At 65.2% G+C, this 14,865-nt stretch carries 13 protein-coding genes; 9 read left to right on the top strand and 4 right to left on the bottom strand.

What is annotated here, in order from left to right; translation table 11 throughout:
* Positions 1-76: 76 nt before the first annotated feature.
* Together AAFG13_RS11635 and AAFG13_RS11630 are read left to right on the top strand one after the other, a co-directional pair.
* Positions 77-454, top strand: coding sequence for an Hpt domain-containing protein (locus tag AAFG13_RS11635; RefSeq protein WP_342712065.1), 378 nt, complete (start codon positions 77-79; stop codon positions 452-454).
* 162 nt (positions 455-616) lie between these two features.
* Positions 617-937, top strand: a complete 321-nt coding sequence (locus AAFG13_RS11630; protein WP_092115454.1) for a 2Fe-2S iron-sulfur cluster-binding protein — start codon at positions 617-619, stop codon at positions 935-937.
* A 105-nt stretch (positions 938-1,042) separates the two neighbouring features.
* Here the strand turns inward: AAFG13_RS11630 and AAFG13_RS11625 are convergent, their stop codons facing one another.
* A complete protein-coding gene (locus AAFG13_RS11625; protein WP_028337718.1) occupies positions 1,043-1,504 on the bottom strand; it encodes a thioesterase family protein in 462 nt (153 codons plus the stop codon).
* Positions 1,505-1,667: 163 nt separating this feature from the next.
* On the opposite strand from AAFG13_RS11625, the gene AAFG13_RS11620 reads away from it, so the two are divergent.
* The gene (locus AAFG13_RS11620; protein WP_212310100.1) at positions 1,668-2,696 is read left to right on the top strand and encodes an NAD(P)/FAD-dependent oxidoreductase; all 1,029 of its coding nucleotides are present in this window, start codon (positions 1,668-1,670) and stop codon (positions 2,694-2,696) included.
* A gap of 127 nt (positions 2,697-2,823) precedes the next feature.
* On the top strand, positions 2,824-3,399 hold the full coding sequence (locus tag AAFG13_RS11615; protein WP_342712064.1) for a DUF2147 domain-containing protein: 576 nt from the start codon (positions 2,824-2,826) through the stop codon (positions 3,397-3,399).
* Positions 3,400-3,463: 64 nt separating this feature from the next.
* On the opposite strand, the gene AAFG13_RS11610 is transcribed toward AAFG13_RS11615, so the two are convergent.
* Entirely contained in the window at positions 3,464-5,425 is a 1,962-nt protein-coding gene (locus AAFG13_RS11610) for a hypothetical protein (RefSeq protein ID WP_342712063.1), read from the bottom strand.
* 119 nt (positions 5,426-5,544) lie between these two features.
* Positions 5,545-6,621, bottom strand: a complete 1,077-nt coding sequence (locus tag AAFG13_RS11605) for a YbhN family protein (protein ID WP_212310097.1) — start codon at positions 6,619-6,621, stop codon at positions 5,545-5,547.
* 616 nt (positions 6,622-7,237) lie between these two features.
* On the opposite strand from AAFG13_RS11605, the gene AAFG13_RS11600 reads away from it, so the two are divergent.
* The 3 genes from AAFG13_RS11600 (at position 7,238) to AAFG13_RS11590 (ending at position 13,291) form a co-directional block, all read left to right on the top strand.
* Positions 7,238-8,656 carry an MFS transporter gene (locus AAFG13_RS11600; RefSeq protein ID WP_342712062.1) on the top strand — a complete coding sequence of 473 codons (1,419 nt, stop codon included), beginning with the start codon at positions 7,238-7,240 and terminating at the stop codon, positions 8,654-8,656.
* Between the two features lie 78 nt (positions 8,657-8,734).
* The gene (locus tag AAFG13_RS11595; protein WP_342712061.1) at positions 8,735-10,741 is read left to right on the top strand and encodes a S9 family peptidase; all 2,007 of its coding nucleotides are present in this window, start codon (positions 8,735-8,737) and stop codon (positions 10,739-10,741) included.
* Positions 10,742-10,888: 147 nt separating this feature from the next.
* Entirely contained in the window at positions 10,889-13,291 is a 2,403-nt protein-coding gene (locus tag AAFG13_RS11590; protein ID WP_212310094.1) for an EAL domain-containing protein, read from the top strand.
* Here the strand turns inward: AAFG13_RS11590 and AAFG13_RS11585 are convergent.
* A complete protein-coding gene (locus AAFG13_RS11585; RefSeq protein ID WP_212310093.1) occupies positions 13,288-13,722 on the bottom strand; it encodes a hypothetical protein in 435 nt (144 codons plus the stop codon). The genes AAFG13_RS11590 and AAFG13_RS11585 overlap by 4 nt on opposite strands.
* A gap of 71 nt (positions 13,723-13,793) precedes the next feature.
* Between AAFG13_RS11585 and AAFG13_RS11580 the strand changes: the two genes are divergently transcribed.
* Entirely contained in the window at positions 13,794-14,414 is a 621-nt protein-coding gene (locus AAFG13_RS11580; RefSeq protein WP_249131633.1) for a hypothetical protein, read from the top strand.
* Positions 14,415-14,503: 89 nt separating this feature from the next.
* Positions 14,504-14,860: a hypothetical protein gene (locus AAFG13_RS11575; protein WP_212310092.1), complete on the top strand. Its 357-nt coding sequence runs from the start codon at positions 14,504-14,506 to the stop codon at positions 14,858-14,860.
* Positions 14,861-14,865 lie beyond the last annotated feature (5 nt).

Genomic DNA, 14,865 nt, shown 5'->3' with positions numbered 1-14,865 from the left:
ATTCGTTAACCAGTTTCGTGATTGGCTGGGCGAACGGTCCGCCGGTGAAGCCCGGCAGAGACGACAGGGACAGGCCATGCCGCTTCATCTCGAACGGGTTGAATGGACGCAATCGCCGCCGCTCGCGCCGGGCGACGGGCCGATCGACGTCGATCACCTTCGACGGATGACGCTGGGCGACCCGGGCCTGGAGCGGGAAGTGTTGGCGATGTTCTCGACCCAGTCGGCCCGGATCCTCGGCGAACTGGCTGCCCTGCGGCCCGAGGCTCCGACCCACGCCCACACCCTGAAAGGATCGGCGCGGGCGATTGGCGCCTTCGGTGTCGCCGAGGCTGCCGCCAACCTGGAAACCGCGCTGACTGCGGGTTCCGACCCGGCCCAGCCGCTCGCCGCGCTCGGGGCCGCGATCGCCGAGGCGCGTACGGCGATCGAGCTGATTCTGGGCCGCTCCTAGGCTTTCCAGCACCTCCACGGCCTGCGGCAACGGTCTGGGCGCCGTCCCGGCCGGCCGGCAGGTTTTCGGTCTCCGCGCTAGCGCTGTACGGATCGACCCGTTATACGACTGCCCGGGACCTTTCCAACCATCGTCCGGCGCATTCCGGCAGCACGAGCAATCATGGCCAAAATACACTTTATCGACCATTCCGGAGAGAAACGCTCCATTGATATCGAGAACGGCGCGACAGTGATGGAAGGTGCGATCCGCAACGCCATTCCCGGCATTGAAGCCGAATGCGGTGGCGCCTGCGCCTGTGCGACCTGCCATGTCTATGTCGATGACGCGTGGCGCGAGAAGGTCGGCGCGCCGTCGCCGATGGAAGAGGACATGCTGGATTTCGGCTTCGACGTGCGTCCGAATTCGCGGCTGTCCTGCCAGATCAAGGTGACCGACGATCTCGACGGACTGGTCGTGTCAACGCCGGAGCGGCAGGCCTAGAGCCCTTCGTTCCGACTGAATCGGAGCGGGGCTCTAGATTTTGTTTTGACGCGTTTTCTTCACGCGAACCGGTATCCACTTCGCTCGAAAGCGCTCTGTCGTCCCCTATTCGCCGTCCGGGTTCACCCCGCGACGGACCCAGCGGCGGAAGTTCTGCTTGACCTCCGCCGGCAGCGGCGTCGGTCTGCGCGTGGCCTCATCGATCATCACGGTGACCGCCTTCGCCGATGCCACGCATCTCCCTTCCGAAAATACCACCTGATCGAAAGTGGTCGACGTCCGTCCGAACTTGACGAGACCCAGCCCGAGCTCGATCTGTCCCGGCCAGTGCAGCTCGGCGCGGAAATGGATGTCGAGCCGCACCATGATCCAGCCAAGCCCGGCCGGCATCAGCCCCATGCTGAGGTCCTTCACCAGCGTGACGCGGCCGGTCTCAAAATAGCTCGCATAGACGGCGTTGTTGACGTGCCCGTTCGGGTCGAGATCGGCAAAGCGCACATTGTCGGACAGGCGATAGGGAAAGTCTTCCAGGCGCGGTGCATCGTCGGCGCGGACAGGGGCATTCACGAGGGGGATCTCCATCGGTTTCCCGCCCATACAGCCGAGTTGCGCAGGCTCGGCAAGGGGTTGCCGCGCCAGCCGCTGTCCCTATTATGCATGTCCCGATCCGGCCATACTTGGCTGGGCAGGCGAAAGCCGTCCAGTCGATCTCAACTGAAAAGAAGCGGATATGAGCGAAGCGATCAAAACCGATGTGCTGATAATTGGCGCGGGCCCCTGCGGACTGTTCGCCGTGTTCGAACTGGGCCTGCTCGACATGAAGGTGCATCTGGTCGACATCCTCGACAAAATCGGCGGGCAGTGCGCCGAGCTTTATCCGGAGAAGCCGATCTACGACATTCCCGGGATTCCCTTTGTCACCGGCCAGGGCCTGACCGAGCAGCTGCTGGAGCAGATCAAGCCGTTCGGCGCGACCTTCCACCTCAACGAGATGGTGGAGAGCATCGAGAAGATCGGCGATCCCCTGTTCCGCGTGAAGACCGATGCCGGCAAGGAGTTCGAGGTCAAGGTCGTCGTGATCTCCGCGGGCGGCGGTTCGTTCCAGCCGAAGCGTCCGCCGGTGCCGGGCATCGAGGCCTATGAAGGCACGTCGGTGTTCTATGCCGTGCGCAAGATGGAGCAGTTCCGCGACAAGAACATCCTGATCGTCGGCGGCGGCGACTCCGCGCTCGACTGGACGCTCAATCTGCATCCGATCGCCAAGCGCATCACGCTGCTGCACCGGCGCGACGATTTCCGCGCAGCGCCGCACAGCGTCGAGCAGATGCGCTCGCTGGTTGCCGACGGCAAGATGGATCTGAAGATCGGCCAGGTCACCGGGCTCGAAGGCGCCAACGGTCAGCTCTCGGGCGCCGCGCTGAAGGGCAACGACAATGCGATGTCGACGATCACCTGCGATACGATGCTGCCGTTCTTCGGGCTCACCATGAAGCTCGGTCCGGTCGCGAACTGGGGCGTGGCGCTGGAGAACAATCTGGTGCCGGTCGACACCGCAGCGTTCGAGACCAACGTTTCAGGCATCTTCGCGATCGGCGACATCAACACCTATCCGGGCAAGCTGAAGCTCATTCTCTCCGGCTTCCACGAGGGCGCGTTGATGGCGCAGAAAGCGCACCGCTACGTGTATCCGGACAAGCGGCTGGTGTTCCAGTACACAACCTCGTCATCAAGTTTGCAGAAGAAGCTTGGGGTGAACTGATTCCACTTCAGCAGCGACCAATGCCGGGGGCATGGGGCATTGCCCGTGCGGCGCGGGTACTGGAACACTCCGCGAAATGGCCGTAGTCTGCTCGTAATCGAGTTTGTCGATTGATCAGGTGATGATGATGCGGAACACGCTATCCAGACTTCGGCTGATCCTGGCGATCGCTACGGCCTTTGCGCTAGCTGCTCCGCTTGCAGCTTCCGCGGCCGAGCTATCGGCGGCCGGACTCTGGCAGAAGATCGAAGACGGCAAGCCCGAAGGCTGGTTCCTGGTGATCGAGCGCAACGGCCTGTTCGAAGGCATGATCGCAAAGATGTTCTCAGCGCCCGGCGATCCGCCCAATCCGGTCTGCACGAAATGCACCGACGATCGCAAGGACATGCCGTGGCTTGGCATTCCCCTGATCCGCGACATGAAGCGCAACGGGCTCGCCTATGAAGGCGGCAACGTGCTCGATCCGCGCAACGGCAAGGTCTACAAGGCCAAGATGACGCTGAGCGCCGATGGACAGACGCTGACCATGCGCGGCTATCTCGGCATCTCGCTGTTCGGCAAGGACGAGGTCTGGACCCGGCTGCCGGACACGGCGATGGCGCAGCTCGATCCCACAATCGTCGCCAAATATCTGCCGGCGCAAGCCGCAGCGATAAAGCCGCCGCCGCCACCGGCGCCCTTGCCCGCGACGAAGCGGCACTAGACACCCTCATTGGGATCACGTTGGTTCGCGGCCGCACGCGTGCGGCGTCGCGAGCGTGCAGCGTTCAGCGTTGCACCGGTGCCGTCGGCGGCAATGGCGCGACCGGCTCGGAGATCACCTCAGGCACTGTCGTGTTCAACTGAAGCACGGTGGCGGCTGCGGGGACCGCGGCATCGGCCATCGCCGCATGACCTTCGGCGCTGGGATGCACCGCGCCGCCATACACAGCCGACAGGATGCCCCATGTCGCATCGTGGATGTCGGTTGGCTGCATCGAGGACGGCAGGCCCTGCGGGTAGGTCATCGCCGCGAAATAGCTGTCATTGGCGTCGCGGATCCAGCGCGCCCGCGGCAGATAGGCGCGGTATTCGCCGGCGCTGCGGCCGCATTTGAGCGGCTGGTTGGCCGCGGCGACGATGTCGGAGACGAAGCTGTCGCCGTTGGCGGCGAAGCAGTCGCGGTCGAACTCCGGATCGGTCGACGCGCGTGCGCAGAAGCCGTGGCTTGCAAACGCATCCTGATGCGCATCGACGAAGGTCATGCGGTCGGCCTGCGGATTGCGGCAGATGATGCCGGACTGGCACTGCGCGATCGCCTTGAGCTGCGGCAGGAACTCGTTCTGCACGAAGCCCGAGACCGCCGCGAGCCGCTTCGGATCGGCGTTGAACGAGGGATGGATCTCGAAGCCGGCGCGGCCGCCGGGGCAGGGCGCGCCGCCATTGGCCAGCGCCGGATTGGCGTAGGCCGTGTAGACCACGTGCGAGAGGTCGCCGCCGACCAACGGCTTCAGCGCATCGCGCAGCTTGGCGAAGTCGGCCGGCAGGTCGCGCGCCAGTGCCGAACGGGCATCGTCGACGCTGGCCATCGAGCCGCCCTGGCTGAACAGCGCGCGTTCGGTCGGCGTGTCGACGATCACGTTGGCGACAAGGCCGGAGAAGTAGATGTCGTTGGCGCCGACCGACAGCAGCACGAGATCGAGCGTTCGGTCCGGCTGTCGGCGCTTGGCGGCTGTGAGTGCCGTGCGCAGCTCCGCGATCTGGCCGCTGACGGTGCCCGAGCAGGTGTTGGCGGTCTTCGTCGGCAGACATTCCCGCGCCTGCTGCGAGCCGAGCAGGCCGTCGGCGATGGTGGCGCCGGTGCAGGCCAGCGGCAGATAGGTCACCGCGATGTGCGGATATTGCACGGCGAGCGCAAGCGCGGTGCGGGTCTGGTAGCTGTACAGCGAACGATGACAGGCCGAGTTGAGCCACAGCGCGCTCTGGCGCTGCCAGTTGGTCAGGGTGTCGGGCGCTTCGCAGGCGCGGCCGCCTTTGTAGCCGGCGCGGCTCGGCCGGTAGTATTGCGCGCCGCCGAGATAGGAGCGGAAGCAGAACCCCTCGTCGGAAAGTGCGATCGCACGATCGGGATTGCCTTCGCCGGATGCGATGCTGTCGCCGAGGCCGGCGATCAGCAAATCGCGCACCGCGATCTGGGTCGTCACGCGCTGGTTGGCATCCGAGCCGCTGGCGACATCGACGGTCGCGACCGTGGTGCGGCCGTAGCGGACGCGCAGATTGACCGGCTCGGCGCAATCGAATGTCGAGGATTGCGGCCCGTCGCCGTCGTCGAACGACCAGGCGCAGGTCGCGCCGACCGGAACCGGACCCGTGAGCCGCACCACGATCGGGTGATCGATCGGCGTCAGATAGCTTTCCTTGACGTTGTCGCGGGTGCAAGGCTCGCTGACGCGGCCCTGCAGGTCGATGCAGAGCCGGTTGACCGTGTTGCGCGCCCAGCCGCGGCCGTCGCTTTGCAGTTCCAGCGCCTGCTCCGAGGCCAGCACGCTGCGGCCGAGCCCGCTTTCGACATGCAGACGGAAGTCGCGTTCCTCGCGGAACAGTCGGAAGCGGTTGCGGACCTCCCAGGAGATCGAGAGCTGGGTATCCTGCGCGTCGGCGGTTGACGCCAATACCGCCGCGAGCGCGCTGCCGAGCAGCACGCTGCAGACCGTGACACGAAACGAAAATCGAACCAGAAAGCCAATCATGGCGCGGTTTGACGCGAGTGGTACGGCGAAAATAAGAGAAGCGGCTGCAGAGACCAACAATCCGGGATCGAAACACCGGGACTGAAAGCAGGGGACCTTGGGGCCGATAACGTTCGCTGTTACCGTCTCAGCCGCCTGATCTGCTGCTGCCGGCTTTCGATCGGTTGCCGCACGGTCGCCGAAGCCGTGCAGGCTTGGCTGAGTCTTTTTCGTTCCTGCCAGGGCCGCACCACGTTGAGCCACAGCTCGCGCATGCCCATGATCGAGATCGAAATCCCGAACGGGATCAGGAAATAGAGGATACGGAACACGACCAGCGTCGCCAGCAATTGCTCCTTGCTGAACTCCGGCAGCGCCACCAGCATCGCAGCGTCGAACACGCCGATCGAGCCGGGGGCGTGGCTCGCAAAGCCGAGCAGCGTCGCCAGGATGAACACCACCGCCAGCGAGACGAAGTCGATATGCGGCTCGGTCGGCATCAGGAGATACATGGCGAGCGCGCAGAAGCCGAGATCGACCACGCCGATGACGATCTGCAGCAGCGTCAGCTTGGCCGAGGGCAGCACCACCTTCCAGCCGTTCTGGCCGAGCTCGCGGCGCTTCTCGCCGGTCAGGAGCCAGACGAAATAGGCGCCGATGCCGGCAAGGCAGCCGAGCGCGATCAGCCGGTTCATCGCCGGCGGCAGCAGGTCCATCGCCGACGCCGCCGCGGGGTGCCAGGCCATGCCGAAGCCGAGCACGAACAGATTGCCGAGCCAGAAGGTCAGGCCCGAGAGAAAGCAGATCTTGGCGACGTCGATCGCGGAGAGGCCGTAATCGGAATAGATCCGGAAGCGGATCGCGCCGCCGGTAAAGACGGTGGCGCCGATATTGTGGCCGATCGTGTAGCTGGTGAAGCTCGACAGCGCTGCGATCCGGTAGGGGACGTGGGTCTTGCCGATCGTGCGCAGCGCGAAGAAGTCATAGAAGGTCAGCGTGCAGAACGCCCCGACCACGCAGAGCGCCGCCAGCGCGATCCGGTGCGGCGCGATGTCGGTCAGCGCGGTGAGGATGATACCGGTATCGACGCCCTTCAGGGTGTGGACAAGCGTCGCGACCGCGAACGCGATGATGAGCACGCTCGCAGCGATCCCGAGCCGTTTCCAGCCGATCTTTTCCTTGAAGCCACGCCCAAGCGTGGTCAGCAGCCGAAGCATTCATCCTCCCGGCAGGGACAATTTCAGTGGGACCCAGTCACGGACGGCGACGGGTGACGGGCAAACGCACCGTACGCGATGACCCATAAGGCAAAACCGATGCGTTGTGCAGCCCTTGACAAGGCAACCTTCGGCTCCCGTCCAGCGTTGTTGTCATACTGGCTACATATGTTCTCGCGCTGCGGAATGTGAGTCGCAGCCATATCATCGTCCACGACGGGACCACTGCATGTTCCGCCATCCTTCAGCCGTTCCAGGCGATTTCGTCGATATTTCTGCCGTTTTTGCCGCCGTCGCAGCGCCACTGCGGGGCCGTCGGAGCGGAGCGAATAGACGATATGCATCAGCGTGGGGGAGGTCCGGGCCGGCTGCGGCGTTTACCAAAGCGTGAAGTCGATGTGCGCATCTGCGTGATCCGGCTGTGGACCGCGGTTCGGGCCGGAATGAGGCGCCCTGTGGGCGGTCCGTAGGTCTATTGAGGCAAAACGCCGCGCAACAGCGCGCGGCGACGCGGCCCCGGCCGGCATGGCGATAGAACACTTCGATCCACAGCGAAGTATCATTGAGAAACGAAGACCTATCTCTCGCATTGGTTGCGCAGAGCGAGGTCAAGACCATGCAACAGACATCCCTGAACCTCCGGCGCGTGCCGGATCAGCGCGCGGCGTCGCATCAGCAGCCGACCGGGCTTGCGGCGACGTTGACGCTCGCCGCAATGAGCCTCGGGTACGGCGTCGTGCAGCTCGACGTCACCATCGTCAATACGGCGCTCAACGCCATCGGCGGCTCGCTCGGCGGCGGCGTTGCCGAGCTGCAATGGGTGGTCAGCGCCTACACCATCGCTTTTGCCGCCTTCATCCTGACCGCGGGCGCGCTCGGCGACCGGATCGGCGCCAAGCGCGTTTTCATGGCCGGCTTTGCCATCTTCACCGCGGCGTCGGTTGGGTGCGCCGTCGCGCCTGATGCCGTGACGCTGATCGCCGCGCGCTGCGTGCAGGGGCTGGCCGCGGCCATCCTGGTGCCGAACTCGCTCGCGCTGCTCCGCCACGCCTATACGGACGACAAGGAGCGCGGACGCGCGGTCGGCGTCTGGGCCGCCGGAGCGAGCCTTGCGCTGACCGCCGGCCCGTTCGTCGGCGGCGGGCTGATCACGCTGGTCGGCTGGCGCGCGATCTTCCTGGTCAATCTGCCGATCGGCCTGGCCGGGCTGTGGCTCGCCTGGCGCTTTGCCGGCGAAACCACGCGCCATCTCCAGCACCGGCTCGATCTGCCGGGACAAATTGCGGCGATCGCCGCGCTCGGCACGCTGGCCGGCGCGCTCATCGAGGGCGGAGCGCTCGGCTGGGATAGCCCGTTCGTGGTCGCAGGCTTCGCTCTGGGGGCCGTCTTCTCCGTGCTGTTCATCTGGCATGAGGCGCGCACCGCGCAGCCGATGCTGCCGCTCTCGCTGTTCAGCAACAGGATGTTTGCCCTGACCTCGCTGGTCGGCCTGCTGGTGAACGTTGCGTTCTACGGGCTGATCTTCGTGCTCAGCCTCTACTTCCAGCAAGTCAACGGGCTGTCGGCGTTCGCCACCGGCCTCGCATTCGTGCCGATGCTCGGCGCCGTGCTGCCCGCCAATTTGATCGCGCCGCATGTCGCGGAGCGGATTGGCGCGCCGGGGACGATCGCGCTCGGCGCCGCGATCTCGGCCGCCGGATGTCTGGCGATGCTGTTCATCGGTCCCGGTACCAGCTATTTCGCGATCTGCCTGCAACTGCTGGCAATCAGCGGCGGCCTCGGCCTGCTGGTGCCGCCCCTGACATCGGCGCTGCTCGGCAGTGCCGAGCCACAGCATGCCGGGATCGCGGCCGGGGTGCTGAATGCGACCCGGCAGACCGGCAGCGTGCTGGGTGTCGCGCTGTTCGGCTCGATGGTCGGCCGGTCCGCGGCCTTCATTTCCGGCCTGCATGCGGCACTCGTGATCTCCGCCGGCGTATTGCTTGCCGCCGCTGCGCTGATCTGGATCGGCGCATCATCACAAGCGCGGCAATGAGCGAGGCGGTCGTTGCGCGGTCGCGGCGCGGCATCTAACCTTGCGCCGTCGGGGACTGTCGCCGAGGGGGCTGATCAGATGCCTGCGCCAATCGACCGTCGTCTGTTGCTGCGCCGCGCCGCCATGCTCGGCGCCTCGCTGCCATTTGCCAACCTGATCGGTCCGGCCCGCGGCGAGGCGCCCGGCCTGATCGCGCGCAGGGTGTTCTTCGACAATCCCGACTACATCAACGTCCGCCTCAGCCCGGATGGGACGCAGCTGTCCTATGTCGCGCCGCTCGACGGTGTGAACAACCTCTGGGTCGCCCCGCTGTCCGATCTCAAGGCGGCGCGGCCGGTGACCCGCGTCACCGATCGCAACATCTCGGCCGGCTATCGCTGGGCGCATACCAACCGCCATGTGGTGTTCTTCCGCGAGCGCGACGGCGACGAAAACTGGCGTGCCGCCAGCGTCGACATCACCGACGGGAAGATTGTGCCGTTGACGCCGGAGACCGGCGTCAAGGCCTTCCTGCAGGAGTCCGATCGCAAATTCCCCGAGGAGATGCTGCTGCGGCACAACCAGCGCGACAAGCGCTACTTCGACATGTACCGCGTCAACATCGTGACCGGCGCCAGCGAGCTCGTCTACGAGAACCACGACTATATCGCGCTGATTACCGACAGCACATTCCAGCTCCGCCTGGCGTCGCGCCTGATCGCCGACGGCTCCGCCGAGATGTTCGAGCGCGGTCCGGACGGCAGCTGGACCCCGTTCATGACGGTGCCGATCGCCGAGACCGATACGACCCAGCTGCTGGATTTCAGCGCCGACGGCAAGACGCTGTACCTGATCGACTCGCGCGGCCGCGACAAGGCGGCGTTGTTCGCCCTCGACATGGCGACGCGCCAGACCACGCTGCTTGCCGCCGATGACGATGCCGACATCGTGCGCGCGGTCTTCGACGAGAATCGCCGGCCACTGGCGGCGCTGGCGATCACAGACCGGATGCGCTGGCACGCCGTCGATCAAAGCGTCGCCAACGACCTCGCCGATCTCAGCCGCTATGGCGCCGGCGACATCAGCTTTGTCAGCAACAGCGACGATCTTCGGCTGGGCACGATCCATTTCGAGCGCGACACCGAGAGCGGTGAATATGCGCTGCTCGACCGCAAGACGCGCGAGGTGCGCAAGCTCTACACCCAGCACCGTGCGCTCGACGGTCTCGCGTTGCGCAAGCTCGAGCCGGTCGTGATCCCCTCGCGCGATGGCCTGCGTCTCAACTGCTACCTGACCCGGCCGGCCGAGGCCGCGGCCGGGGTGGTGCCGCTGGTGCTGGTGATCCATGGCGGGCCGTATTACCGCGACACCTGGGGTTTCAGCCCGGTCCATCAATGGCTCGCCAACCGGGGTTATGCGATGCTTGCCGTCAACTACCGCGGCTCGACCGGCTTCGGCAAAGCCTTCATCACGGCCGCCGACCACGAATGGGGCGGCAAGATGCATGACGACCTGATCGATGCGGTCGATTGGGCGATCGCGCAAGGCATCGCCGATCCGAAGCGGGTCGGCTTCTTCGGCGGCAGCTATGGCGGCTATTCGGCGCTGGTCGCCGCGACCAAGACGCCCGACGTTTTCGCCTGCATCGTCGATCTGTTCGGCATCTCCAATCTCGTCACCTTCATGGCGACGATCCCGCCCTATTGGGGTCCGTGGATCAGCGTCTGGAAAAATCGGCTCGGCGATCCCGCCACCGAGTCCGGTCGCGCGTTCCTGGTCGAACGTTCGCCGCTGACCCACATCGAGCGTGCCGTGAAACCGATCCTGATCGCGCAGGGCATGCGTGACGTGAGGGTTGTGGCGGCCGAGTCCGAGCAGATGGTCAATGCGCTCAAGCAGCGTGGCGTGCCCGTGACCTACATCACATTCGCCGACGAGGGGCACGGCTTTGTGCGGCCGGAAAATCGGCTTGCCTTCTACGGCGTCACCGAAGCGTTCCTCGCCAAGCATCTCGGCGGTGGTTGCCAGCCGATCGGAAACGATTTCGCCGGCTCGTCGCTCAAGGTCGAGACCGGGGCCGAACTGGTGCCCGGGTTGCGCGGCTAAGACGAACTGCGCCAGCGGATTGCGGTTTTCCCCGATCGTCTCGCGTGCATTCAAGGCTTTTTCACCATGCGTGAAGCCTTGTTGCGGTGCGGTTACCGTTCGTACACGAATGCGCTTGTTTTTATGGGTCCATAAATGGGGCCTATAATGTATCGCGTTCTAACCTGTCTCACCCTGGAACATGACTGGCGGTTGGTCGTCCTCGGTGGCGTGATCTGTCTGCTCGCCAGCGCCGTCGCGATCAGCCTGTTTCACCGCGCTCGCGCCGCAGAAGGCCGAGCCCGCGAGATCTGGATCGGTCTCGATGCGGCAGTCGGCGGTTGCGGCATCTGGGCCACCCATTTCGTCGCCATGCTGGCGTACGATCCCGGCATCGAGGCCGGATACAACATTCCGATCACGCTGCTGTCGCTGGTGCTCGCGGTTGCGATCCTGGCCGTCGGCCTGGCGGTCGCAACGCTCAACGAACGCTGGCAGACGGTCGCGGCCGGCGGCGCGATCGTCGGCGTCGGTGTCGCGGCGATGCATTACACCGGCATGCTGGGGCTGGAACTGCCCGCGCGCATCGTCTGGGCGCCCGGCATCGTCATCGCATCGATCGTATTCGGAAGCCTGTTTGGCGCGCTTGCGCTGGTCGTTGCCACGCGCGGCGAACGCCTTGGCACCACAGCGGCTGCGACCGGTCTTCTGACGGTTGCGATCGTCTCGCATCATTTCACCGGGATGGGTGCGGTGACGCTGGTCCCGGATCCGACGATCGTTCCCGACGGACTCTCGGTCTCGCCGCGCGTGCTCTCCTTCATGACCGCGGTTGCGGCCTTCGCGATCCTCGGCCTCTCGCTGATCGCCTCCATCCTCGATCGTCGCGCCAAGACCGAACTTCACAAGCAGAAGGTGGTGCTGGATACCGCGCTCGAGAACATGTCGCAGGGACTGTGCATGTTCGATGCCGATGGCCGCATCATGCTGTTCAACGAGCGCTACACCGAGATCATGGGGCGCAATCGCGTGCCGCTGCAAGGGCGTCTCTTGATCGACGTCCTGCAGGACCTCCATTGCATCGGCGAGTGGGACGGCGATCCCGAGGAATTCTGCAACGCGCTCCTCGCCGAGGCAAAGGCCGGCCACAGCGCGACGCGGATCGTCAGCCGCAACGAGCGCGCGATTCGTGTCGTCGATCAGCCGATGAAGGGTGGCGGCTGGGTCGCGACCTTCGAGGACATCACCGAATGGCAGCAGGCCCAGGAACAGATTTCACACATGGCGCGGCATGACGCGCTGACCAACCTGCCGAACCGGACGCTGTTCCGTGAGCAGCTCGAGAAGGCTTCGAGACTGGCCAAGCGCTCCGACCAGCTCGCGGTGCTCTGCCTCGATCTTGATCATTTCAAGGAGATCAACGACACGCTCGGACATCCGATCGGCGACGCGCTGCTGCGAGAGGTTGCGCGCCGGCTGGGCGAATGCGTGACCGAGCACGACACCGTGGCGCGGCTCGGCGGCGACGAATTCGCCATCGTGCAGTTCTGCAGCAACTGCGAGCCGTCCGTGGTGGCGTCGTTGGCAAGTGCGGTGGTCGAGCGGATCGCCGCACCCTATGAGATCGGGGGCCATCAGCTCGTGATCGGCGTCAGCATCGGCATCTCGCTCGCGCCCGAGGACGGCAAGGATCCCGACGAGCTGCTGCAAAAGGCCGATCTGGCGCTATATCGCGCCAAGGCCGACGGCCGCGGCACCTATCGGTTCTTCGAGACCGGGATGGATGCGCGTGCGCAGGCGCGCCGCCTGCTCGAGCGCGACCTGCGGCTCGCGCTGCAGCGCGACGAGTTCGAGGTCTATTATCAACCGATCCGCGATGTCGTGGGCGATCGGGTCGTCGCCTTCGAGGCGCTGGTGCGCTGGAATCATTCGCTGCGCGGGCTGATCGCACCGAACAATTTCATTCCGGTCGCCGAAGAAACCGGGCTGATCGTGCCGCTGGGCGAGATCGTGCTGCGCAAGGCTTGCGCCGAGGCGGTGAGATGGCCTGCGGACGTCGCGGTCGCCGTCAACCTGTCTCCAGTGCAGTTCAAGAACCCGAATCTGGTGCCGTCGGTGAAGGCGGCGCTGGAGGCGTCGGGCCTGTCGGCGGATCGGCTCGAGCTCGAGATTACCGAATCGGTGCTGCTGCAGAACAGCGAGGCGACGCTCGCGGTGCTGCACGAGCTGCGCGGTTTCGGCGTCCGGATCTCGCTGGACGATTTCGGCACCGGCTATTCCTCGCTGAGCTATCTGCGCAGCTTCCCGTTCGACAAGATCAAGATCGACCGTTCCTTCGTGACCGACCTTGCGACGCGCGAGGACTCGATGGCGATCGTGCGCGCCGTCACCGGTCTTGGCAAAAGCCTCGGCATCGTCACCACCGCCGAGGGGGTCGAGACCGATACCCAGTTCGACCTGCTGCGTCAGGAAGGCTGCACGCAGGCGCAGGGCTACCTGTTCAGCCCGCCGCGGCCGGCGGCTGACGTCGCCAAGATGCTGCGCCGGGCGCCGGAACGGTCGGTCGCCTAGCTCCTGCGCTGGGCAAAATAGGCGCCGCAAAACGCCATCACGGCGCCGAGGCACAGCGCGGCGAGACCGGCGAGCACGGCGGAAATGGTCGAAACCGTGCTTGGCGCTGCCGCGGCCTGGCCGGCGCCGGCCAGCATCAGCACGCCGACGACGATCAGGAACTGGCGCATCCGCTGCGGGATCTGGCCGGCCACCGCGCTGTGCATCAGATTGGCGGTGAAGTAGCCGCCCGAAAACCCGACGCTCGCGATCAGCCACCACGCGATCGCCGCGCCTGCCGGCATGAACTCGTGGGTATCGGATCGCCACAGGCCACCGAGATCGAGCCCATACCGCGCGCCGAGCATGTGCACGGCAAGCGCCAGCAGCACGCCGGATATCATCGCGCCGCCGAGAATGAGGTAACGCGGAAAATAGGTCGTCTCGGGCATGGCTCGCTTGTAGGATAGGCGTGACATCCCATGCAAGCGCGCGGATGTGTCTGAACAGGTGGAACGGCGGATTGCCAACAACGTTGCAGGACCGGCCGGAGGCAGGCGAGGGCGCAGCGGTGCGCTATGCCTACAAGGCCTCATTGATCGGCTCGGCGCACCAGTTCGAGCTGACCGACGACGGATTGTCGTGGCGGATCGCCGGCAGGTCGGGCGTGTGGGATTACAAGGACATCTCCGCCGTCAAACTGTCCTACCGCCCGGTCTCGATGCAGCAGCAGCGGTTTCGCGCCGATATCGACAATGCCAAAGGCGGGCGGATCGCGATCCTGTCGACCACCTGGCAGACCGCGACGCTGGTCGCGCCGCAAGGCCATCTCTACCGCGACTTCATCGTCGAGCTGCATCGCCGGATGCAGGCGGCGGGCAGCACGGCCAGGCTGGTCGGAGGCCTCGGGCCGAAGACATACACCGCGGCGCTGGCGCTGCTGGCGTGTCTTGCGGTGGCAATGACCGGATTGCTGGTGATGGCGCTGCTGGCTGCGAACTGGATGGGCGCGCTGTTCCTGGTCGGCTTTGCCGCGCTGTTCACCTGGCAGGTCGGCGGCTTCGTCACCCGCAACCGCCCGCGGCGCTACAACTTCGATCAATTGCCTGATGGGCTTTTGCCGAAGGCGGTTCGCAATCAGTGAGACGGCCGCTCTCGCGACCGGACTGTAAGCGGGCTGTAAGCAACACGCTGTAAGCTCCGCAACCGATTTGCTTCAAGCTGGAGTGTCAGATGACAATCCGGACCCCCTTTCTGGCTCTATGCCTTGTGCTCTTGAGCATCTCCCCGGCGCTTTCCAAGGGCAGCGTAGGCAACAAGCATGATCCGCTTGATCACAATCACGTCGACAATCTGCCGCCCGACGTGCGGCAATACGTTGCCGGAATTTGCAAGGGAACGCCGGTCGCGCAGCACGACTTTGCGACCTACTCACCGCAAGAAAAGCGCTGGCGGATCAACCTCGAGTATCTGCAATGCGGCGTGATCGGGGAATATCGCCGAGGCAACCAGTGCCTGGATGTGGATTTCGTAGCCGACCGCGCGCATTTTCGTCTCGTGAGAAAGACGTATGCGGCCTGTGGCTTTTGATGCTC

Source organism: Bradyrhizobium sp. B124, from assembly GCF_038967635.1.
Classification (GTDB): domain Bacteria; phylum Pseudomonadota; class Alphaproteobacteria; order Rhizobiales; family Xanthobacteraceae; genus Bradyrhizobium.
Note: the sequence above shows the minus strand (reverse complement) of the source record. Positions and strands in the feature narration are given on the sequence as shown.